The organism is Streptomyces sp. NPDC032472 (genome assembly GCF_040636955.1).
In the GTDB taxonomy this organism is placed as follows: Bacteria; Actinomycetota; Actinomycetes; order Streptomycetales; family Streptomycetaceae; genus Streptomyces.
Genome location: NZ_JBEZVK010000057.1, coordinates 13595 through 35555 on the forward strand (window position 1 = coordinate 13595; position 21961 = coordinate 35555).

General features: G+C 69.1%; 14 protein-coding genes and 4 pseudogenes. 9 read left to right on the forward strand and 9 right to left on the reverse strand.

The features are described from left to right. Window positions 1-4 precede the first annotated feature (4 nt). Entirely contained in the window at window positions 5-2302 is a 2298-nt protein-coding gene (locus AB0F11_RS28990) for a bi-domain-containing oxidoreductase (protein ID WP_362179787.1), read from the reverse strand. A 263-nt stretch (window positions 2303-2565) separates the two neighbouring features. On the opposite strand from AB0F11_RS28990, the gene wecB reads away from it, so the two are divergent. Continuing rightward, window positions 2566-3897 carry a UDP-N-acetylglucosamine 2-epimerase (non-hydrolyzing) gene (wecB, locus tag AB0F11_RS28995; protein WP_362179790.1) on the forward strand — a complete coding sequence of 444 codons (1332 nt, stop codon included), beginning with the start codon at window positions 2566-2568 and terminating at the stop codon, window positions 3895-3897. Here wecB and wecC read toward each other — a convergent pair. Beyond that, window positions 3799-5112 (reverse strand): annotated as a pseudogene (wecC, locus tag AB0F11_RS29000) (UDP-N-acetyl-D-mannosamine dehydrogenase); the annotation flags it as partial. The gene wecB and the pseudogene wecC sit on opposite strands and share 99 nt — an antisense overlap. An 81-nt stretch (window positions 5113-5193) precedes the next feature. On the opposite strand from wecC, the gene AB0F11_RS29005 reads away from it, so the two are divergent. After that, a complete protein-coding gene (locus tag AB0F11_RS29005; protein WP_362179792.1) occupies window positions 5194-6006 on the forward strand; it encodes a class I SAM-dependent methyltransferase in 813 nt (270 codons plus the stop codon). Window positions 6007-6274: 268 nt separating this feature from the next. Here the strand turns inward: AB0F11_RS29005 and AB0F11_RS29010 are convergent, their stop codons facing one another. After that, entirely contained in the window at window positions 6275-7414 is a 1140-nt protein-coding gene (locus tag AB0F11_RS29010) for an acyltransferase (RefSeq protein ID WP_362179795.1), read from the reverse strand. Window positions 7415-7675: 261 nt separating this feature from the next. Here AB0F11_RS29010 and AB0F11_RS29015 point away from each other — a divergent pair, with 261 nt between their 5' ends. Further along, window positions 7676-8671: an FkbM family methyltransferase gene (locus tag AB0F11_RS29015; protein WP_362179798.1), complete on the forward strand. Its 996-nt coding sequence runs from the start codon at window positions 7676-7678 to the stop codon at window positions 8669-8671. Window positions 8672-8706: 35 nt separating this feature from the next. Here AB0F11_RS29015 and AB0F11_RS29020 read toward each other — a convergent pair whose 3' ends face one another. Next, window positions 8707-10047, reverse strand: coding sequence for a hypothetical protein (locus AB0F11_RS29020; RefSeq protein WP_362179800.1), 1341 nt, complete (start codon window positions 10045-10047; stop codon window positions 8707-8709). Between the two features lie 192 nt (window positions 10048-10239). After that, window positions 10240-11709 carry an O-antigen ligase family protein gene (locus AB0F11_RS29025; RefSeq protein WP_362179802.1) on the reverse strand — a complete coding sequence of 490 codons (1470 nt, stop codon included), beginning with the start codon at window positions 11707-11709 and terminating at the stop codon, window positions 10240-10242. Between the two features lie 223 nt (window positions 11710-11932). On the opposite strand from AB0F11_RS29025, the gene AB0F11_RS29030 reads away from it, so the two are divergent. Together AB0F11_RS29030 and AB0F11_RS29035 are read left to right on the forward strand one after the other, a co-directional pair. Next, on the forward strand, window positions 11933-13090 hold the full coding sequence (locus AB0F11_RS29030; protein ID WP_362179804.1) for a glycosyltransferase family 4 protein: 1158 nt from the start codon (window positions 11933-11935) through the stop codon (window positions 13088-13090). 32 nt (window positions 13091-13122) lie between these two features. Beyond that, window positions 13123-13929 (forward strand): WecB/TagA/CpsF family glycosyltransferase, encoded by an 807-nt coding sequence (locus AB0F11_RS29035; protein ID WP_362179807.1) that lies wholly within the window; start codon window positions 13123-13125, stop codon window positions 13927-13929. A 438-nt stretch (window positions 13930-14367) separates the two neighbouring features. On the opposite strand, the pseudogene AB0F11_RS29040 reads toward AB0F11_RS29035, so the two are convergent. Next, window positions 14368-14607, reverse strand: a pseudogene (locus tag AB0F11_RS29040) (IS5/IS1182 family transposase); the annotation flags it as partial. Window positions 14608-15335: 728 nt separating this feature from the next. Between AB0F11_RS29040 and AB0F11_RS29045 the strand changes: the two are divergent. Further along, window positions 15336-16109 carry a helix-turn-helix domain-containing protein gene (locus AB0F11_RS29045; RefSeq protein WP_362179810.1) on the forward strand — a complete coding sequence of 258 codons (774 nt, stop codon included), beginning with the start codon at window positions 15336-15338 and terminating at the stop codon, window positions 16107-16109. 166 nt (window positions 16110-16275) lie between these two features. Here the strand turns inward: AB0F11_RS29045 and AB0F11_RS29050 are convergent. Then, a pseudogene (locus tag AB0F11_RS29050) lies at window positions 16276-16518 on the reverse strand (alpha/beta hydrolase); the annotation flags it as partial. Between the two features lie 644 nt (window positions 16519-17162). Between AB0F11_RS29050 and AB0F11_RS29055 the strand changes: the two are divergent. From AB0F11_RS29055 to AB0F11_RS29065, 3 genes and pseudogenes are all read left to right on the forward strand, one after another. Then, window positions 17163-17594, forward strand: a complete 432-nt coding sequence (locus AB0F11_RS29055) for a hypothetical protein (protein WP_362179812.1) — start codon at window positions 17163-17165, stop codon at window positions 17592-17594. Window positions 17595-17779: 185 nt separating this feature from the next. After that, window positions 17780-19885, forward strand: coding sequence for a SpoIIE family protein phosphatase (locus AB0F11_RS29060; RefSeq protein WP_362179815.1), 2106 nt, complete (start codon window positions 17780-17782; stop codon window positions 19883-19885). 86 nt (window positions 19886-19971) lie between these two features. Continuing rightward, window positions 19972-20220: pseudogene (locus tag AB0F11_RS29065) on the forward strand (SgcJ/EcaC family oxidoreductase); the annotation flags it as partial. A gap of 423 nt (window positions 20221-20643) precedes the next feature. On the opposite strand, the gene AB0F11_RS29070 reads toward AB0F11_RS29065, so the two are convergent. Then, window positions 20644-21132 carry a GNAT family N-acetyltransferase gene (locus tag AB0F11_RS29070; RefSeq protein WP_362179818.1) on the reverse strand — a complete coding sequence of 163 codons (489 nt, stop codon included), beginning with the start codon at window positions 21130-21132 and terminating at the stop codon, window positions 20644-20646. Between the two features lie 47 nt (window positions 21133-21179). Continuing rightward, the gene (locus AB0F11_RS29075) at window positions 21180-21923 is read right to left on the reverse strand and encodes an alpha/beta hydrolase (RefSeq protein ID WP_362179821.1); all 744 of its coding nucleotides are present in this window, start codon (window positions 21921-21923) and stop codon (window positions 21180-21182) included. Window positions 21924-21961 lie beyond the last annotated feature (38 nt).

The window sequence follows — 21961 nt, forward strand, 5'->3', positions numbered from 1 at the left end:
CACATCAGAGCGCCGCCGTGGTCGAAGCGGAACCACCGCCGGGGCGGGCCGCCTGTCCGCCCGGCCTCGGCACGGCGGCCGCGGCGTCGGGACCGGGCGACGGGCACCCCAGTGCCCTGGCCAGCGCCGGTGTGGCGGGGGCGCACTCCACGACGCGGTCCTCCGTGAGCGAACGGGCCGCCCGGCAGGCGACGAGGGAACTCCACAGCGCCGGGGCGAAGCCGGCGGCGGCAGCGGTCTCCTCGTCGAGGGACTCGTTCCGGACGAGCCGGACGAGGGAGCGCATCTCGTCCGCGTGGCCCTTGGGCGCGCCACGGTACTTCGTCGTGACCGCCCGGCCCCCCTTCCACACGGTGAGCGAGCCGAAGTCGTCGATCCTGGCCGCCACCCCGTCGGTGGCCACTTCCAGGAGTTCCTTGGGGGCGCCGGGCGGGGTCAGCCCCCCGTACACGATGGAGGCGGCCGACCCGTCGTCGTAGGTGAGGAGGAGGGTGACGTTCTGTGCGGCGGCCGGGTCCCTCGCGTCCGCACCGACGGCCCGCACCCCGACCGGCCTCCCCGGGACCAGGAAACCCGCGGTGTCGATGAAGTGGCACACCTCGCCGAGCAGCCGGCCGCCCTGCCGGGGATCGAAGTACCAGTGGTCGGCCGGGAGCCGGCCCGCGAACACCCGGTAGACCACCTGGAGGGGTGTGTCCCGTGGGAGCGCGGCGCGAAGGTCCCGCACCGCGGGGGCGAACCGCCGGTTGAACCCGGCCATCGCCGGGGCGCCGGAGGCCAGCCACGCGTCCGCGATGTCCTCCAGTTCGCTCTCCGTGAGGCCCAGGGGCTTCTCGCAGTACAGGGCGGCGCCACCGCGCAGCACCCGCGCCGCGTACCCGCCGTGGCTGTCGTGGCGGCTGAGCACCATCACGCAGTCCGCGTCGCCCGAGGCGAGGCCGGTCTCGACGCTCTCCGCGACGGTGCGGAAACCCCACCGCCGGCCCTGGTGCGCGGCGGACAGTCCCCGCCCGCCGGCGACCCAGGAGAACGTGACGCCGGACTCCCGTTCCAGCTCGGGGAAGAGCGTCCTCGTCGCGAAGTTGCCCGCCCCGATCGCCGCGACCCGCAGTGTGCCCCGCGGGGAGGTCCATGCGCGGGGGCCCGCCTCCGGGGCCGGCCGGGGCGGGAGCTGCGCGGTTCCGGCGTAGCGCAGCAGCAGGGCGACGCTGCGGCCGCCGGGCGACGGCTTCAGCGCCTCGTATGCGTCGGCCGCCTGCTCGACGGGGAAGACCCGCGGCTGCAGCCCGGCGAAGTCCACCACGCCCGTCGCCAGCAGCCGGAGCACCTCGGCGAGGTTGCGCCGTTCCGTCCACGGGACATAGCCCTCGGGGTAGGGGTGGCCGCCTTCTTCGAAGCGGGGGTCGTACCGGCCCGGGCCGTAGGACCGCGCATAACGGATCGACAGTTCCTTGTGGTAGTACGACGACCGTGGCGGCGCGACGCCGACGTCACCGACGACCACCACGGTGGCGCGGTCACGGGCGAGACTGCCGGCGAACTCGACGGGGTCGGAGCTGGACGTCGCGGCGGTGATGAGCACCGCGTCCGCACCGGCGCCTGCCCAGTGCCGGGAGACGGCGCCGGACAGGCCGTCCGCGCCACGCGGGAAGGCCACCAGACCCGCCGACTCGGCGAGCGCCACCATGCCGGGATCGGGGTCGATGCCGAGCCCGTCGTACCCGTAGGCGCGCAGCAGGTGGAGCGTGATCTGACCGACCAGGCCGAGGCCGATGACGGCGATCCGGGAGCCCGGCACCGCCTCGGCCTGATGAATTCCCTGCAGCGCGATCGCGCCGACCGTGGCGAAGGCGGCCCACTGGGTGTCCACGCCGTCCGGCACGGGAACCACGAGGTTGCGGGGTACCGCGACGATCTCCGCGTGCGAGGCGTAGCGGGCCCCGGCTGCGGCGACCCGCATCCCGGGGCGGATGTCGTCGACCCCTTCGCCCGTCCGCAGGACCGTGCCCGCGCAGGAGTATCCGAGCTGCACCGGACGGTCCAGGCGGTCCTGGACCGTCCGGTAGGTGTCGGCGAGGCCCGTCCGCTTCACGCTGTTGAGGACCTGAGCCACCTGCTCGGGCCGCTGCCGCGCCTTGCCGATGAGGCTCTGCGCGCCGGTCGAGACGGTGGCCCGCTCCGTACCGGCGCTGATGAGCGACCATTCGTTGCGGATCACCACCGCCCCGACGGCTGCTTCGGGAGGGGGAACTTCTCCCACCGTGATGGAACCGGTGCGCGGGGACAGGAGCACTGTTTTCATTTCCTGCCTTTACAGGAGGGGAAACGCGGACCACGGCGCACTGTAGGGAGGGCACTTCACCGGAACTTCCATCTTTCCTGCGGAGCGGACCAGACGGACGAACATCGCCATACGAAGGGGTGAACACGCCTCCAGCATGGCGGGCACTGTCACGGAATACCGATTCGTTGGTGTCCGGAGAGCGCTTCTCCCGCTCCGGGGAATGCGGCCACCGGTGTGGGCCGCCCCGGCCGCGGTCCGACGCCGCTCGGAAGGAGACTCGAGTGAAGAGACTGATGGTCGTCTATGGAACGAGACCGGAGGCCATCAAAATGGCCCCCGTCATCGAAGCCCTCAACCGGTCTTCGATGCTCCGACCGACGGTGACAGTGACCGCCCAGCACCGCGGCCTGCTCGACCAGGTGCACGCATTGTTCGGCATCCGCGCCGACCACGACCTGAACATCCTCAGCGAGCGCCAGTCCCTCGCCGACATCACCGTGCGCGTCCTCGACGGGCTGTGTCCCCTGCTGCGGCGCGAGCGCCCGGACGCGGTGCTGGTCCAGGGGGACACCACGACCGCGTTCGCCGGGGCCCTCGCCGCCTTCTACAACCAGGTCCCCGTGGCCCACCTGGAGGCGGGACTGCGCACCGACGACCGGTACTCCCCCTTCCCTGAAGAGATCAACCGCCGACTCGCGACCCAGCTGGCCTCCATCCATCTGGCGCCCACCCGTCACGCGCGGGACAACCTGCTCCGGGACGGTGTGCCCCCGTCGTCCGTCGTGGTCACCGGGAACACGGTCATCGACGCCCTGCGCTGGGCGGTCCGACAGAACACGCACTACGGAGACCCGGCACTGACCGACCTCGACGACACCGCCCGCCGGGTCCTGCTGGTGACGGCCCATCGCCGTGAGTCGTGGGGCAGTGGAATGGAGTCCATCGGCGGTGCCCTCGCCGATCTGGCCCGTGCCGAGCCCGAACTCCTCATCGTGCTCCCGCTGCACCCCAATCCGGTCGTGCGGGCGGCGATCCTGCCCCGGGTCGCCCACCTCGGCAACATCCGCTTGACGGAACCGCTGGCCTACGGGGCGTTCGCCCGGCTGATGAACCGCGCGCACCTCATCCTGACCGACAGCGGAGGCGTCCAGGAGGAGGGGCCGGGCCTCGGCAAGCCCGTGCTGGTGATGCGGGACATCACGGAACGTCCCGAGGCCCTGCGGGCGGGCACGTCCCTGCTGGTGGGCACCGACCGTGAGCACATCGTGAAGGAGGTGCACCGGCTCCTGCACGACCGGGAGGCGTACGCCGCGATGGCGAAGGCCGTCAACCCGTACGGCGACGGGCGGGCCGCGGACCGTACCGTACGGGCGATCGGGCACTGGATGGGGCTGTGCGGGCGCCCCGCGGAGTTCGGCGCCGCCGCGCCGGACCCCGCGGGCGGTGCCGCGTCAGCGCCAGAAGCCGCGGGTGTCGAACACGGCCTTCCCGCGCAGGGCGGTCCGGTGGACGCCGCGGAAGGAGTCGTGGTCCACGAGCAGCACGACGACGTCCGCGTCCCGCACGGCGGTGGTGACGTCGACGAGTTCGGCCCGGCCCGTGCGTGCCAGTGAGTCCGGCAGTTCCCTGATGTGCGGCTCCGCGACGAGCAGACGGCCGACCTGCCGCTCGGCGAGTTGCGTGACGATGTACAGGGCGGGGCTTTCGCGGAGGTCGTCGATGTTCGCCTTGAAGGCCAGGCCGAGGCAGGCGATCGCGGGGTCCCTGAACCGGCCGGCTGTCCGGACGACCTCGCCGAGCACGTAGTCGGGCCGCTCGTCGTTGACCTCGCGGGCGAGTCGGATGAGACGCGACTGCCGGGGCGCCGTGCCGACGATGAACCAGGGGTCCACGGCGATGCAGTGGCCGCCGACACCCGGCCCCGGACGCAGGATGTCGACGCGGGGGTGACGGTTGGCCAGTGCGATGACATCGCCCGCGTCGATGCCGAGGTGGTCGCAGACCATGGACAGCTCGTTGGCGAAGGCGATGTTGACGTCCCGGAAGGCGTTTTCGCCGAGTTTGGCCATCTCCGCCGTGGTGGCGTCGGTGAGCAGGCACTCCCCCTTTGTGAACACCTCGTAGAGGGCGCGGGCCCGTTCGGCGCAGCCCACCCCCACGCCGCCGACGACACGGTCGTTCGTCACGATCTCGATCATCGTCCGGCCCGGCAGGACGCGTTCGGGGCAGTGGGCCACCCGCACGTCGGGCGCGTCGCCCTCTTCGTGGGGGAACGTCAGGTCGGGGCGGTGCTTGCCCAGCCACCGGGACAGCTCCACGGTGGTGCCGGGGGGTGAGGTGGACTCGAGGATGACGAGGTCACCCGCCTTGAGTACGGTCGCCACCGCCGCCGCGGCACTGCTCACGTACGACAGGTCCGCCGTGTGGTCCTCCTGAAGCGGGGTGGGGACGGCGATGATGAAGGCGTCCGCCGGCTCGGGTGTGCCCGTCGCGCGCAGCCTCCCCATGGCCACGGCGCCGCTGACGGCCACCGCCAGATCCGGTTCGACGAAGGGGGCGCGGCCGGCGTTGATGAGTTCGACGGTGGTCGGGTTGACGTCGACGCCGATGACGTCGATCCCGTTCGTGGCGAGCGCGGCGGCGGTGGGCAGGCCGATGTAGCCGAGGCCGACGACGCAGACGGTGGAAAACACCGGGAGATTTTCCTTTCGGAGGGCGCCACAGGCGAACCGGTCGACTGCGGTACAGCGAAAACTCGGGAGGCGCCTAACAGAATGGACCTGAAGGACACTCATCGCCTGACAAGCACGCCGTGCCGACGGACACATGTTACGGCCGGATGTGTGAATTACGTTTCCCAAGCACGGGGGGACGGGCCATGAAGGCGGCTACCGGAATAGTGTCCCGGCATGACAGAAACCTTGAGCAGGCCCACCATTGGGCAACTCCAAGAACGGGCCCACGGCGATGGGCATGATTATGCGAACGGCTCTCCGCATATCCGGCATCACAGCGTCCGCGAGCGCGTGATCTCGGGCCTGCATACTCTCGTGGGCGAGGTCATCGAACGGAACGGCCAGTGCCGGGTCCTCGAGGTCGGCGCTGGGCACGGAACTTTTACCGACCATCTGGTGGCGGCCGGGGCAAGGGTCGACGTGACGGAAATGAGCGCCCCCAGCGCGGCGGTCCTCCGACAGCGCTTCCGCAACAATCCGAACGTCACCGTCGTTCATGACATCGAAGGCAAGGAGATCTTCCGCTCGGAGCCGGTCGACGCCGTGGTGTGCATTTCCGTACTGCACCACATCCCAGACTACTTGGGTGCCGTCGGACATCTCATTCAGCGGATCGCCCCCGGCGGCGGTTTCTTCAGCGCCCAGGACCCACTGTGGTACCCGCGCCGGTCAGGACTCTCCATGAACCTGGATCGTGGCGCCTATCTCCTGTGGAGGCTCGGTCAGGGCGAACTGCGCCGCGGCCTGGCCACCAGGGTGCGCCGACTGCGCGGTCACTACGACGAGACGAACGAGGCGGATATGTCGGAGTACCACGTCGTCCGGCAAGGAGTGGACGAGGTGGCCCTGCAGAAACTCCTGGAACCGGCCTTTCAGGATGTGGAGGTGCAGCGTTACTGGTCGACTCAATCAGGAGCGCTGCAGGCTTTGGGGGAACGTTTCGGTCCGGCCACCACCTTCGGGCTCTTCGCGCGAAACCGCGGCTGAGCGGCGTCTCCGCTCAGAAGACGGACCTGCGCGGAACCCCTCCGCGCCCGCTGGAGGCTCGTCTCCCTGACAGGACCGAGTCATGGCGCATCGTCCCCCTTCGGGCCCGCGAGGCGCAGATGGAACGGTCGGCGGCTCAGCGTCATGGCCCGGGGGGCGCGGTCCGGCGGCCGCGGGCCGCGGCCCCAGCCTTGGCAGGGATCGCAACGAGCATCTCCGCCGCCGGCCCAGCGCCGGGCAGTGTGGGGCGGCTGCTGTGAGGCGTCCTTCACATGGAGCGTTCCGAAGCCTGTGTCTGGGCGGCTGTCGGGCAGTCCTCCCCGACGCGATCACGTGGCAGACCATCGCAGACCCGGATGCGCAGTGGTTCCTCGCTCTTTCTGGTCAGACGGCGAGTCAGCCACCGTCGTGCCGGTGTTTCGAACACGTCCGTAAGGACGAGGCCTCCTGCTACCAGCCCGGCCAGGAAGACCAGTCCGCCCCATGGAGCAATGGCTTCGAGCCGCCATCCGGCGAACTGCAGGACGGCCCCATACAGAAGGGCTGCCAGCGGGCGGTGCAGTACGTACACGCAGTAGGACGCCTTGCCCAACGATTCGTAGATGCCTTGGGCGGCAGCCCTCGGCTCGTTACTCGCGCCGAGCAGGACAATGAGCGGAAACACCAGCAGTACAGACAGCAGTTGCACGATCGGACCGGGGCTGAAGAGCGCCATGACCGGCAGCACGCCCATCAGCATCAACGGTGGAATCTTCGGCGTGCGCAGCTTGCCCTCGAGACGGTGGACCAGCAGGCCCGCACCGAAGGAGTAACACACCCGCGCCAGCCCCCCGGGAAAGGTTGTCCAAGTAAGGCCCAGCGCCGGGGCTTCGACGTACATCAAGGCACAGACATAAAGTCCACCGCACACCAGAACGGTACCGAAAAGAATCTTAACGGATTGCAGCGGGCGCCAGAAGACAACCCAAAGAAGATTCGCGAGCAGCTCGAAGAAGATCGACCACATCGGCCCATTGAGAGGGAACAGCCCCTGAACCACCGGCGCGGGAATCATGAACGCCGCAAACGGAAGGGTGATGGACAGCTCCCCCCAACTCCAATGTTCCGTGGGTGAATTATATTTAATGCACAATACTGCATGCGCGACACCCAGGAGAAATCCCACACCATAGAGCGGGTACAGCCGCGCCCAGCGCTGACGCAGGAACGCCAGAGGGGTCATCCCGCGACGGAGGCGATCCTCGTAGGCATGGGCCAGCACAAAGCCACTCAGTGCGAAGAAAAGATCGACAGCCAGTGCCAGGAAGACCGGGGCCGATCCGAACAGTCGCGGGGAGTGCAGGACGACGATACATAGGGCCGCAACACCACGGATTCCGTGAAGTGTCCGATAACTCTTGACTGGCATAGGTGGGCTGCCCCTTTGGGAGGTGAAGCGACTTGAACACTCGTCGTCCGCATCGGCGGTGGTCACTTTAACCCTGGCCGCAAGGTTTGCGTTTGACGACCGGCCGCTTGGCATGGGGCTTTACTTGATGCGACGAGAAGTATCACTGTGATGGGCTCGCTGTTGTAATGAAATCAGCTTTTCCCGCTGAAAGCGTGAATCGAATGCGTGCGCCCGCTCATCTCCGGTAACTGTGATCCCGCCCGTGGATACGTTTCGCGTATGAGTCGCACTGAGGCCGATACCCGCGAAAACGACGCAAGCAAGAAGACGGAATACCGTACGGACCGCGTGAGATCGCGCAAGGTGACGGTTCACGGGGGCGTGGGGGCCCGTCTCCAGGCAGCCGCCGTTCAATTGCTGGCGCGAGCCGCCAGGCCGGTCGGCCATCGGGGTGTCCAGCGCCTGACATGGATGTTGTCGAAGCACTTCGACAGGGACAACCGGGTCACCGTCCATATCGGCGAGGGCTCACGACTGTGCGTGTACCTCGATGACGGCTATTGGATGAAACTGCTGGATCCCGGTTTCGCCTATGAGCCGGAGATCAGAGACATGTTCGACAGGGTGCTCACACCCGAGACGATCGTCCTGGACTGTGGCGCCAACATCGGCTTCTGGTCGGTGCTGACCCGCCACCGGGCCCGACGCGTCGTGGCGGTGGAGGCGAGCCCGGAGACCTTCCACCGGCTGACGGACAACATCGCCCTGAACGGCGGGGGAGTCGAAGCCGTCCACGCCGCCCTCTGGGGACAGGACGACGCCTCGCTCTCCATTGTCGGCCACCATCTGTGCCACGCGGCGGCGTCCGTGTGCGAAAGAGACGCGGATGCGGGCCGGAACGGCTGGCGGTCGTTCGACGTCGCATCGGTGACCATCGACACGCTCGTACGACGCCACTGCGCCGGACTGACCGGACCCGTCGTGGTGAAGCTGGATGTGGAAGGCGCGGAGATCCCGGCCGTCGAAGGCGCGAAGGAGACCCTCGCCGAACGCGAGGTCGTCTTCCTGTTCGAGGACCACGGCCTGGACCCCACCTGCAAGGTCAGCCGTCATCTCCTGGACATGGGGATGGTGGTCATGTCACCGGGCAGACCCCGCCCGCTGACCCTCCGGGAGATCGCCGCGGTGAAGGTCGAACCGACCCGGGGGTACAACTTCGCCGCCTGCCGGCCCGATGCGCCTTTCGTCGAGTTGCTGGGCCGTCCCCGGAACTGAGTGGCCCGACCCGCTCCGGCGCACGGACACCGCGCTCAGTCCTTCCGGCCGTCGACCACGTCCCCGGCCGGCAGACCGCCCTGCACCGGCACGGTGTCCCTCGCAGGCCGTGCGCACCGGGACGGCGTCGTCGTGCGGGACAGCGCAATCCACACGGTGAAGACGGCGTAACCTGCCGCGCAGGCGAGGGCGGCTGCCGCAGGCCCCGCCCCGCCGAACAGGGACACGGCGGCGAACTCGGTCGCCGCGGCTGCCACGGCGATCACTGCCAAGCGCCTGCGTCGTCCGGCGTCACGAAGCTCAACGCCCTGGAAGAGGCGCCCCACCGCCAGGAGAGCCGTGGCCGGTACCAGGAGGAGGGCCGCGGGCTGCGCGGCCCGGTAGGCCTCACCGTAGAGAAGGGGCAGGGCGAAGTAGGCCAACGGGGTGAAGGCTCCGACGCAGACGGCGAGCAGCACCAGGATCCTGCGCAACTCGACCGGGTGGCCCGGCCGCCCCCGCGAGACGAGAGGAAAGAGCGCCGCGGGGAGATAGCTGACGACCTCGGAGACATTGGTGGCGATGGCGTAGATCCCGAGAGTCCTGTCCGCCCCGACGACGGAGAGCGCCATCTGGTCGGAACGCTGCAGGACGTAGGTGGACCCGTTGAGGACATGGAGATCAACGTTCCCCCGGCACCAGACGAGGGACATGTTCCGGTGCCACGCCGCCCTCCCCCGTCGGTGCCGGGCGGACGGCAGCAGCGGTCTTCCGGAACATGAGAGGCGGAGGAGGAGGAAGGAGTTCACCACCGCCTGCGCGACGAACGACACCGTGGCCACATCCAGAGCCGTCGTGAGCCCGAGGGGAACGCAGAGCAGACAGCCGAGGACCGGTCCGCAGTTCCCGAGGGTCCGTGCCAGGATCAACCGACGCAGCCGACCGCTGCTCACCAGCATCCCGGTCGTCAGCCTGAACACCAGTCCGCCGTAGACGGCGGCGGTGACACAGAACGGAAGAAGCCACGACGGCTGCAACCAGGGGGGCGTCCAACCGCCCACCGCGAGCGCGGCGGCGGCCACCGAAGCGGTGGCCAGGAGCGTCCAGACGAAGTAACCGGCAGCGAAAGACGTCCCTTCCTTCCGCACGTCCGCGAGGCCTCTGAGGACCCCCACCTCACCGCCCATCTCAAGACACGTCAGCGCAAGAGTCGTGAACACCACGATGGACGCGTAGTGGCCCCGCTCGGTCGGCGCGAGCAGCCGCGCCACCAGGAGTGACCCCACAAGCGCGGTGATCGCTCCGCCCACCACGCCGAGAAGAGCCAGCGAGGCCTCTCCGTGGAGCGACGCCGGGACGCGCGACGCGGAGACGCCTGCCGTCCCCTTACGCGTCATGGGCCGTCCGGATTCTCGGACCGGACACGCCGCCGAGCACTTGCGTATCCACGACTGCGGTCCCGGACGACCGCCGAGGACCTCACGAGAAGTCTCCGCGGGGCGAGCCGAGTCCCGGCGCGCTCGACGGCGCCCCCGGGCGGACCGGGGGACCGCAAGCCCAGGGTTTGCGTTTCGTGCATCGGATACTCCTCAAGGGCCAAGTGGACAGCGGAGCGCCAGTCCTCCGCGCGCGACGGCGGGTCGGCATCCAGGGCGAGCACCGGTCACCAGTGCCAGGACCGATGGGCGGTGGCGACCGAGGGCCCGGGGCCGGAGAGCGCCGGAGTAAGGGCGATGCCCGGGCTGCTCTGCCGTGTGAGGGGGCGCCGAGCCGGTGTCCCCGGCCGGCACTGCGGCACGCGGAACACCGACGAGGGCGAAGGCACACGCCACGACCAGCCACGACGGCAGACCGATGTACGTGGTCTCGAAGGCGACGTTCGTGAAGGCGATACAGCAGACACCGACCGTCGCCCCGAACCAGGCGGACGCGACAGGATGGGACCGCGCCCGCCACGTGCGCCACAACGTCGCCACGATCAGCAGCGCGAACGCGGTGCCCGCCGGCCACCCCAGGTAGTAGACGTACCCGACGAAGGAGTTGTGGGGGCCCGACGCGGCATTGTCGAGCTCCGCACCCTGGAACACGACCTCGATCGGGCGGCCCGCTCCGGTGCCGAGGAGTGGCTCGGACCGTGCGACATCAAGTGCCGTGCGCCACATGACGTATCGCAGTTCCACATTGTTGGCCGCCTCGCTGTCGGCATCGTTCTCACTTGCTTGCATCCGGCTCACCAGCCCCCCGACGACCGGCAGGTCCGAAGACTGCCGGTTCGCCACCGACACGCTGAGCACAGCCACCAGCCCCACGATGAGGAAACTCCAGGTCAGCGCGGGCCATTGGACCGTCCTACGGCGACACGCCCGGCTGGCCAGCGCGGTCGCGGCAATCGCCGCACCCACCGCGAGCAGGGGTCCGCGCTTGTCGGCTGCCGCCGTGAGGCAGGCGGCCCCGATCAGCGTCCACAGAAGCAGCCGACTGTCCCCTCTCTTGCGCAGGACCATGCCGAAGGCTCCCGCGATCGCCAGGTACAGCCCCACGGCGGCGGGCATGACCAACCGGCCCAGCGCCATCATCAGGAGTGCACCCGTGGTCGGCAGGTACAGGACCCATCTCCTCCGGAGGAACTCCTCGACGGGCTGCGTGAGAAACCATGTCGCGGCGGCCCAGGCGAAAAGGGGATACAGCCCCAGGATGCAACCCTTCATCGCGCCCGGATAGCCCTGTACCACACCACGGACTACCGCCTGGGTCGCGGCGACGGCCAGCAGAATGGCACACATGCGGTATCCCCGCAGGCGAGACTCAGAAAGGGCTCGTGAAGCCCAGACCGGAGAACCGGCAAGGAGCGCGAGTACGACCAGGACATCCATAAGGTACACCGGATCGAGACCTACCTTCGCATAGTCCCTGCCGAACAGGAACAAAGGCGCCAGAGCTGCTCCCCACAGCCACCAGACCGCCACCCTCCGAAGCAAGGATACGAGGAGCAGGACGCCGACACAGGCGGCGGAAAACAAAAGCCCGAGCAGTGCGGAGTCCACACCCAACGCGCCCATGACGTCTCCTTCTGTCGTCCCGCTCTGTCCTACCACGCGGGCAGTCCGAACTCGGCGGATCAGGTCACGATTCCCCGGCAGATTCGGTCGGTGATTTTTTGTGAATAAATGGACAGTGCGGCAACTCCGTGTTGTCCTGGACTCCTCACGGGACGGGTGATCTCATAGGGAGGGCTTTACCGAAGAACCGTCCTCCGGCGAGGATGACCACGAGGGGCAGAGGGTGAGCGTCATCATTCCGAAACTCCGCGTTTCACCGCAGACGCCACTGCTGATGCACAGGAGAAGGACAGTGTTCCCGATCCGTAAGAGAAGTCCTTCCACGACTTCATGGCCGACGGTCCTGGTTTTGAGGCACAGCGCGAGCTTGGGTGGAATGGGGCGAGCCGCGGAATTCTTCACGCCGGTCGTGGAGTCGTGCTGCCGGGTCGTCGCGGTCGTCTCGCTTTCCGCCGACCGCACCGGATCCATGAAGTTCAGGGCGACTTGGTCGGCCGGGGCGGCCGCGACGGTGGCCGCCGTCGTGCGTTGTGCCCGTGTGCTGACGGCGATGTCACCGAGCGCGATCTATCTCCCGATCTCCCAGTGGGGCCTGCCGCTCCTGCGCGACGCCATCATCACCATGCTCGCCAGGGCGTTCCGCTGCACCCCCGTGATGCATCTCCACGGTTCTCAGCTTCCCGCGCGACTGCGCTCGAATGCGTTTTTGAGGAAGGCGCTCGGGGGCAGTCATTGGCTGGTACTCAGTGAGGACGTGGCGGAAGATATCAGGGCGTCAGGTTGCCGATTCGCATCCGTGCATGTGGTGAGAAATCCCGCACCCACGGGCGCCGCCTCGCCCCGTCCATCGGACTCCAGTGGACGCTTGCGCGTCGGCTGGTTGGGGTCGATGCACAGAAGTAAAGGCTTCGACATCCTCTGCGATGCGGTGGCCGGATTGAAACGAACAGGCGCCCTCGTGGAGTTCTCGGTCGCGGGAATACGAAGTGACGTGCCACCTCATCACATGTCTTGCGTGGACGAGGACCTCGGTGTACTGGCACCGGACGAGGTTCATTCGTTCTGGTCCGGGGTCGATGTCTTCGTCCTGCCCGCTCGATGGGCGGAAGGACTTCCCTTCGTGCTGCTCGAAGGCCTTCAGGTGGGCTGCGCCGTGGCCGCGACTAGGTCGCCCGGCAGCGCGGAACTGTTCAGCCGGGGCTGTGTGGAACAGATCGACAGCACCGTCGAATCGGTCACCGATTTCCTGACGCTGTGCATGGCCGACATCGACGGTGTCCGGCATCGGCAACAGAAGGCCTGGAGAGAACTCCGCCCGCTCTACGATCCGGACACGGTCAGGGACGCGTTCTCACGGATCTGGCGGGACACGAATTTCTGAGTGGTGGTATGGGGGGCGAACGGAGAAACACTGTGTCCACACCCGAACCGCTGGAACACGACGGGTCGACAAGGCCGACGGGCCCCCGCCCGCCCGTAACAGTGTGCGGACTGCCCGTCCACCCGCTCACCCTGGAGGAGTCGGTGGCGGCCGCCGAGGCACTGATCGCGGACGGCGGCCCCCACCAGCACGTCGTGCTGAACGCCGCCAAGATCGTCCAGGCCCATGACGACCCGGAACTGGCCCGGATCATCCGCTCCTGCTCGCTCGTCAATGCCGATGGGCAGTCGGTCGTCTGGGCGGGCCGCCTCCTCGGCAGCCCGCTGCCCGAGCGGGTGGCGGGCATCGACTTCATGCTGGCTCTGTGGCGCAGCGCCGCGCGCCACGGATACCGTGTGTACCTGCTGGGCGCCGAAACCAGCGTGGTCCAGGAGACCGCGCGTATCGCCGCCGACCAGGGTGTCGACGTCGTCGGGTACCGGGACGGCTACTGGGACGAGACCCAGGAGCCCCAGGTGGTGGCGGCCGTCCGCGAAGCCCGTCCGGACATCCTTTTCCTCGCCGTGCCGAGTCCGCGCAAGGAGTACTTCCTCGCGCGGACGCAGAAGGACCTGGGCTGCGCCCTGGTGGTCGGCGTCGGCGGATCCTTCGACGTGGTGGCCGGACTGCGCAGCAGGGCACCACGGTGGATGCGGCGGGCCGGCCTCGAATGGTTCCACCGGCTGATCCAGGAACCACGCCGCATGTTCCTGCGCTACGCAGTGGGCAACACCCGATTCGTCGCCCTCACCGCTGCCTACAAGGCGCGGTTGTTGACCGGCTGGAGCCGCGACGCGTAGGGCTGACGGCCCGCACCGGCATCGGTCGGCCGTGCCGTGAGGCCAGTTGGGCCACGGAGCGCGTTGCCGGCGGTGCGAAGGGCCATGAGCAACACGTCGGGGGCGGTAGCCGTGCGGGCCGCGCGCCTTCAGGGGCGCACAGGTCGGGAGCACGCGTTGGAGAGTGATCGTCGGGCGGCCTGTACCGAGTTCCTTCGAGCGGCGGACCTTCTCGTGCGGACCGTACGGGAGTTACCTGCCAGCCCCCTCGAGGCGCGAAGGGAGGCACTCGACAGAAGGGTCACGGCGCTGATCGAAGCCCGAGCGGGCATCACCGTTCTCGGGCCGGCGGTGGTGTCGTCCCGGGCCCAGGATGTGCTGGAGCAGTGCATGCGATTGGAGAGGCTGGCGCTGCGTCGGGCGGTGCTGCGGTCTGCGGTCGACGCGCTGGAGCGTCATCTGGGCCCATGATTTGATGCGGCGCCGGCTCGTGCGGTCCGAGCAGCCAGGACTGGAGATCCGTTCGTACCCGGAACCGTGCACCGGAGCCTGCACGATGTGCTCGAAGACCACCCGGTCCGGCATCCGACGGCGGTGGGAGCCCAGCGGATGGGTCGCCGCGAACTCACCCCGCGTCGGCAGTAGGGCGGCGAACTGATTCCGCAGGGGTTCGAGCAGGCAAGACGGCACTGCGGGCACGGGCCCTCCGGTGATCACTGAGCGAAGAGAGGTCCATGCGCGTGCCGGCCTTCACGGCCGGGATGACATCCCACGGGAGTCGGCACCATGCGCCGGTTTACGCGCGGGCGCCTGGCTCATGGCCCCTCGGCTGACGGCCAACACGGCGGCATCCCCGGACAAGGCCCACCGCCACGACCATCAGCACGATCCCGACCAGATCGGGCCCGTACGAAACCTCCATGAACCCCATGGCGCCCCGGTGTGGCCGCACCTCGATGGAGCCTTCCGGGACGATCTCCGCCAGCAGCCGGTGCACCCAGGCCAGGACTGCCCCACCGGCCACGCCTACTGCCAGCAGAGCCCCGGCGCTCATACCCGACCGGCGACCAGCACGCCAACAGCCCCGCACCGTATCCACCGCCCCAATGACCAGCGCAATCGCGAGCGCACCGGACGCGGCCATCCAGGCCCCGGCAGCAACCGCGCCCAGCACCGAAGTGGCCAAACCCCCAGGCCCCCGCCCCGTCAACGCCGTCACGGACCCCTCCGGCGGGGCCATGCCCCATGCCAGCAGCCAGCTCACTGCGCCCAGGACAGCCAGAGGGGCCGCGCCCCACGTCCACAGCACCCCGGCGCCTCGGCGCCCGCTTCGCATCCCCACCAGTTCCCCCCAGACTGCTTCGCTGCGGACGTCAACCTACCAATCGGTAAGACGTCCATCTGCGGAGAGGCCAGGTTGGGAGGCGGTGGGTGACCGCGGACGTCGCACCCCGGGCCCGCGCCGCGAGGAGGTCGCCCAGCTCGCCGGCATGTCGGCCGACTACTACATCCGCCTCGAACAAGCCCGCGGCCCGCAGCCCTCGACGGACACGCTGGCCGCCCTGGCCCGCGCCCTGCGCCTGTCCGACGACGAACGCGACCACCTCCACCTCCTCGCCGGACGGCGCCCGCCCGCCGGAAGCACCGCTGGGCACCATGTGAGCCCGGGGCTGCTGCACCTGCTGGACCAGCTGCCGACCACCCCGGTCCAGGTCCTCAGCGACCTCGGCGACGTCCTGGCCCAGAACGCGATGGCCGAGGCCCTGTTGGGCGGGGTGTGCTCGGTGTCCGAGCACGGCCGCAACGTGATCTGGCGCTGGTTCACCGACCCGGCCCAGCGCACCGCGTACCCTGCCGCCGAGCACGACCACTACGGCCGCATGTATGTGGCGGACCTTCGGGCGGCCGTTGCCCGACGCGCGGCCGACGTCGCCGCGTCCCGCCTGGTGGATCGGCTGAAAGCGGCCAGCGAGGAGTTCACCGCCCTGTGGGAGCTGCACGAGGTCGCCGTACGCCGGTCCTCACGCATGCGCGTCCTGCACTCGCTGATCGGCCCGGTCGACCTGGACTGCCAGGTCCTCCTCGCCCCGGAAGGCGACCAGCGGGTGGTCCTCTACACCCCGCCCATCGGCAGCGATACCGCCGAACGCCTCGCCCTCCTCAAGGTCGTGGGCACCGGCCAGTTCGCCGCGCCAGGCTGACGGACAGCCGGCTACGGAGCCATGGCGGCCGGTGCTCGAAGGCGCGGACGCCTTCTTCATCCCGCTGTCCGTCTGCGGAGCCTGTGTTGACCGCTGTGCACCGCCCCTACTGGCACGGTGTGGCACGGAGTGGGCGCCACCCGCGCGGTCACTCCCTGGCGCAGCCCTATGCCCCGTGCGCGGCCGGGTCGAGGGAGTCGACGTTCTCCATGAAGGACAGCATCCGGGCGTTGACCACGTCGGGGTGGTCGATCTGCGGGCCGTGCCCGCTCGCGGTGATGATCTCGGCGCGGGCTCCGGAGACGAGGCGCGGTACGCGTTCCAGCTGCCGCTTGGGGTGCAGGTGCAGGTTGTGCTTGCCCATGATGACGTAGAGCGGGGTCCGGATGGATCGCAGCGCGTCCTCGGCCGGCGGCCCGGGGAGATGCTGAGCCTCTATGACTCGGTCGGCTGGGAGGGTTACACCCGCGACGTCGCCAGGCTGTGCCGGGGTCTGGCGAAACTCTTACCCGGCGATCGGCCGGCTTCGGCGAACGGGTCACGGCCGTCGATCAGGAAGGTCGGGGACCCCGCGAAACCGCACCGCTCGGCTTCGTCCTGGTCGTTGTCACGCGCGTGGTCACAGGGGTGCCGTGAAGTCCGACGTCATCGAGTGCCTGTCGCAGCCGTTCCGCGGCAAGGCTCGGCGTGCGGGCAGTGGGGTACGACGAGAATCGCGATCTCCATGCCCTAAAGCATCCTCCGGCCCGGATCCGTGCGGGAAAGGACGGATCCGCATCAGGCGCGTCGAGACGGCGGATGGCGATCTGTGGCTGGAGTCACGGTCTTGGGGGGACCCGCATGGACGATGAGGCGTATTTAGGTAAGCCTTACCTAGCCTTCGCGTGGCTGAAGCAGGCCGTCCACTTTCCCCTCGGAGCTAGCTCACATGTCGTCCACCGCAGTCAGAGCCTCCTCCCGTCCGATCCGTCGCTACGACTCGTGGTGGACGGTGGCGGCGGGAGCGCTCGGTGCGATGGTCGTGCTGACAGGGGGCTGTGGTGCTCCCTGCACATGCAGACGGCCGCGAAGATGCACACGGCCGCGCTCTTCGCCCATCTGGCATCGCTCGCGCTCGGCTTCGGGGCCGTGCTGTCCGCCGACTGCTACGGGCTGCTCTGGGCGACGGGGCGCTGCACGCTGGCCGAGGTGGTCGGCGCGACCTCCCGGCTCCACGTGCCCATCTGGGCCGGCCTCGGCGGGCTCGTCCTCAGCGGGCTGATGCTCCACCCCGACATGGGCTCCCCGCTGACCTTGACGAAGCTCGGTCTCGTGGCCGCACTCACCCTCAACGGCCTCCAGGCGGGCCTCCTCGCCCGACGCCTCGAAGCCGCGACCGAGACGATCGAGCCCAAGCTCCTCGTCTGGGGAGGTGCCACCGCCCTCGTCTCACAGGCCTGCTGGTGGGGCGTCGTGGCCATCGGCTTCCGCAACAGCAACACCTGAGCCCTCCAGCGGCGCAGGCCTGGACTTTCCTCACGTCCAGCCACGGCAGGATCCCGTCCCGATGGTGCGGTCGGCCAGTACGGGGGGACCATGGAACCCGAAGCGCCCACAGACGCAGGAGCCAGGCCAGGGCCGGCGTCAGCGGACGGCCCGCGCGACGCCGGCAGGCGGAAGGAGAGCCTGCGATGAGCGCAGCCGAGGGGCCGCGGGCCGATGCCGGCCCGCCGGAGGAAGGCGCGCCGCAGCCGAGCGGGCTGATGGACCTCCTCGGTGTCGCCGCGGTACTGCTGGATGCCAATGGCCGGATCGTCCTGTGGAGCCCGCAGGCCGAGGACCTGTACGGCTACTCCGCTGAGGAGGCGCTCGGGCAGTACGCGGCGCCACTGCTCGTCCATGAACAGCACTGGCAACTGATGGGCACGCTGTTCGCCCATGTCATGGGCACCGGTGAGAGCTGGGCCGGAGCGTTCCCCGTTCGGCACAAGGACGGCAGCACTCGGCTGGTGGAGTTCCGCAATATGCGGCTGCTGGACGACCGCGGTGACTTCTACGCCCTCGGGCTCGCCGCGGACGAGTCGACGTTGCGCGAGCTGGAGCGGGATGTCGCGCTGTCCACGCGGCTGATCTCGCAGTCGCCCATCGGGCTGGCGATCCTCGACACCGATCTGCGGTACGTGGCCGTGAACCCGGCCCTGGAGCGGATGCACGGCATATCCGTGAAGGACCATCTCGGTCGGCACTACCGCGAGATCATGACCGCCGCGAAGTTCGGGGTGCCCGAGGCCGCAATGAGGGAAGTGCTGGAGACCGGGATTGCGATGGTTGACCAGTCCACCATCGTCGGCCGCGCACCCGGCGACCCGGATCAGCACGCCTGGTCGATCTCCCTGTACCGGTTGGAGGACCCCCAGGGCCGGGTCCTCGGGGTGGCCGACCTGGTGGTCGACGTCACCGACCGGTACCAGGCGGCCATGGAGGCCGCGGAGGCCCGGCGGCGCCTGGCCCTGATCGCCGACGGCTCGGCTCGGATCGGCACCACTCTGGACGTGGAACAGACCGCCCGTGAGCTGGCCGAGGTCATCGTTCCCGAGCTCGCCGACGTCGTCGCGGTCGATGTGCTCGACTCCGTCCTGGACGAGCACCGCCCAGGCCCGGCTCCCCGAGACGGCCCGGCGCTCTTTCGCGCGCTCGCGGTGAAGGCCGCCTACCCCACGGAAGCGGTCCAGGCCGCCGATCCGCCCGGCGAGATCGCCGCCTACGCCGCCGACCGCGTGGCCACCGAGACCGTACGCACCGGGCGGCCACAGCTGATCGCCCACGCGGACGACACCGATCTGGCGCGCATCGCCCGGGACAGCCACGCTGCCGGCCTTCTGGCCAGCGCCGGCGTGCACTCCTACATGTCGGTCCCGCTCATCGCACGCGGCGACGTCCTCGGCTTCCTGGGGCTCACGCGGGCCCGCAACCCGGTGCCCTTCGATGAGGACGACCTCTCCCTCGCCGCTGAACTGGCCGCCCGCGCCGCCGTGTGCATCGACAACGCCCGCGCGCACCAGAGCGTGCGCAACGCCGCCGAGACCCTGCAGCGCAGCCTGCTCCCCAGCCACCCGCCGCACCTCCCCGGACTGCAGATCGCCTCCCGGTACCGGCCCGCGCAGGCCACGTACGAGATCGGCGGCGACTGGTACGACGTCTTCCCCCTCGACGGCGACAGGACCGCACTCGTCGTGGGCGACGTCATGGGCAGCGGCATCGACGCCGCCGCCGCCATGGGCCGCCTGCGCACCGCCACCAGCGCCTTCGCCGACCTCAATCTCGACCCCGACCAGCTCCTCCAGCACCTCGACAAGATCACCTCGGGGCTGGAGCACTACATCGCCACCTGCGTCTACGCCGTCTACGACCCGCACCGGGCCGAATGCCGCATCGCCAACGCCGGCCACCTACCGCCCGTCCTCATACGCAATGGCAAGCACCCCGAACTTCTCGACCTGCCCACCGGCGCCCCGCTCGGAGTCGGCGGAACCCTCTTCGAGACCACCACCTTCGGCCTCGGCCCCGGAGACCAACTGGTCCTGTACACCGACGGACTGGTCGAAACCCGCCACCAACCCATCGATGAACGACTCGAAACCCTCCTCGACCTCCTCGACGTGCCCGACCCTTCCCTGGAAGAGACCTGCGACCGGCTCCTGCGCGAACTCCGACGTCCCGACGACCCGGACGACGTCGCCCTGCTCATCTGCCGTACGCAACCCTTCGCACTCGGCTCTGATCCCCCACAGCTCTGATCCCCGATGCCGCCACCACCTTGCGGCCGGCACGTCGTCGGCACCACGCACGCATCGTGATGTCATTGCTTGACCTCATTCGCACCCTCATCGGCCTGGACGCGATCTCGGAGTTCACCCGCAAGGTCCTCCCCGCGGCGAACTGGGACGGCAAGGTCACCTACGAGGTGGACCACGTGCTCTTCATCCGCCCCGACGTCGCGGCGGTCAAGGTCCGCCAGCGCTACCTGGCTCCGGGGGAGGAGAGCGAGGGCGCACCGCTGTACGTGGTCTCGAAGCAAGCCGACGGCCGCTGGCTGCTGACCGCCTGCCAGAACACCGGGGTCGTCGACTGAAGGGCGTTGGGAGCGGTGCGGGAGCCGGCCCCGCCTGCGGGCGTCCAGTGGCGCCTGTCGTGGACAGTCCGGGTTCTCCTGGTGTGGCCGCGTAATACCGCGCGCACGCCTGACGATGCGGCAGCTCGCCCCGCTGATCGGACTCTCCCCGGCCGACGGGGCGTCTTCGTCGCGCGCGAACCCTACCTGTCTGCATCGCCGAGGGATCCGGTGCACGATTTCGGGACGGGCTGATCCTGCGGGTCACCGTAAGCGTCGGGGCATGTCCGGCGCTTACGGTGACCCGCGGTCTTTGACCGTGTGGCTTACACGACCGGCACGCGGTCAAGTGTCGGCATCAACCGTCTGAGGCGGAACAGGGCGGTGCCCACCCGGTTCGACAAGCTCGAGGTCCGCATCGAGGCACCGTCTCCATCGCCGCGATCAACGAACGGCTGTGACGTCCGTGGGCGTAGCACCATGGTCGGCAACGGAGAATCGCAACTCCGGGCGCGCCCACGTCACCTTCGGTGGTGAGGGAGGAACGGTGCCCGTCGGCTCGGCACCCAGGCGCCGGTAGAACTGCTCGGCAGGCGGGTGCGACACGACGCGCACGTGGGTCAGTCCCGCTCTTTTGGCCCGGTCGATCATGTGTTCCACGAGGAGCCGGCCGACTCCCATCCCCTGTGCCTCGTCCGAGACGAACGCCAGGTCCAGTTCGGCTGATTCCACCACCAGGGCATAGAAGCCCAGCAACTGGCCCATCGTGCCGACCGCCGCGAAGACCTGGTGCCGGTCGATGTAATCAGGCGTGACCCGGTAGCCGGAGATCACCGTGGCGTACTGGCCCCGGTAGGCGCTCGACTCCTGGACCAGCGCGGTGAGGCCTTCGGCGTCCTGCTCCGCGGCACGCCTGATCTTCATGAGCTGCATGCGTTGAAGTATAGGAGCGCGGGCCGCTCAAGGCCCTTACGGCACCGCTATCGGGTGAGGAACGGGCCGAGTAACGCTCCGAGTTCGGTCGGCGCGTCCATGGCGATGAGGTGGGCGGCCGTGGCGAAGTCGACCAGGGTGGCGTCGGGGATCTCGGTGGCGTAGCGGCGGGCGATGTCCTGGAAGTCGGCGACGTCGAGCTTGCCGATGCCCACCAGCGTAGGGACGGAGACGGCGCCGATGTCGCCGGTTGCGGGACCCTGGGAGTGCTGGCCCACGACGGCCTGGTTCATCATCGATGTCCGCAGCGGGCCCCGGAGTTGGTCGGTCAGGCCGTCGGCCACGTCATCCCAGCCGCGAGAAGGCCCGCGCAGCCACATGTCCAGGTTGATGCGTACGGCGGCGTCCAGGTCGCCCGCGTCCAAGGCCGCCGTCTCGGCCTCGTCGTAGGCGATCATGTCCGCGGACCAGTGGTATCGCGGCCATGGTGCGCTGAGGATGGCCAGGGAGTGCACCCGTTCCGGGTGGGTGAGTCTGAAGTCCAAGGCCACACGACCACCCCAGGACGCGCCCACGAGCCGGACCCGTTCGTGACCGAGGTGGTCCAGGAGGCGGCGTAGGTCGTCGGTCTCCCGGAACGGCCCCGTCGGGGGCGCTGACTCACCGAAGCCCCGCAGGTCGTACCGGACAACGGTGTGCCGTTCCACGAGGGCGGGCGTGACCGCGTCCCACATGCGGTGATCGGCGATACCGGCGTGCACGAGCACGACGGGCGGGCCGTCACCGGCCATCTCGTAGGAAAGGTGTCCAAGGTCATCGTTGAGCGTGA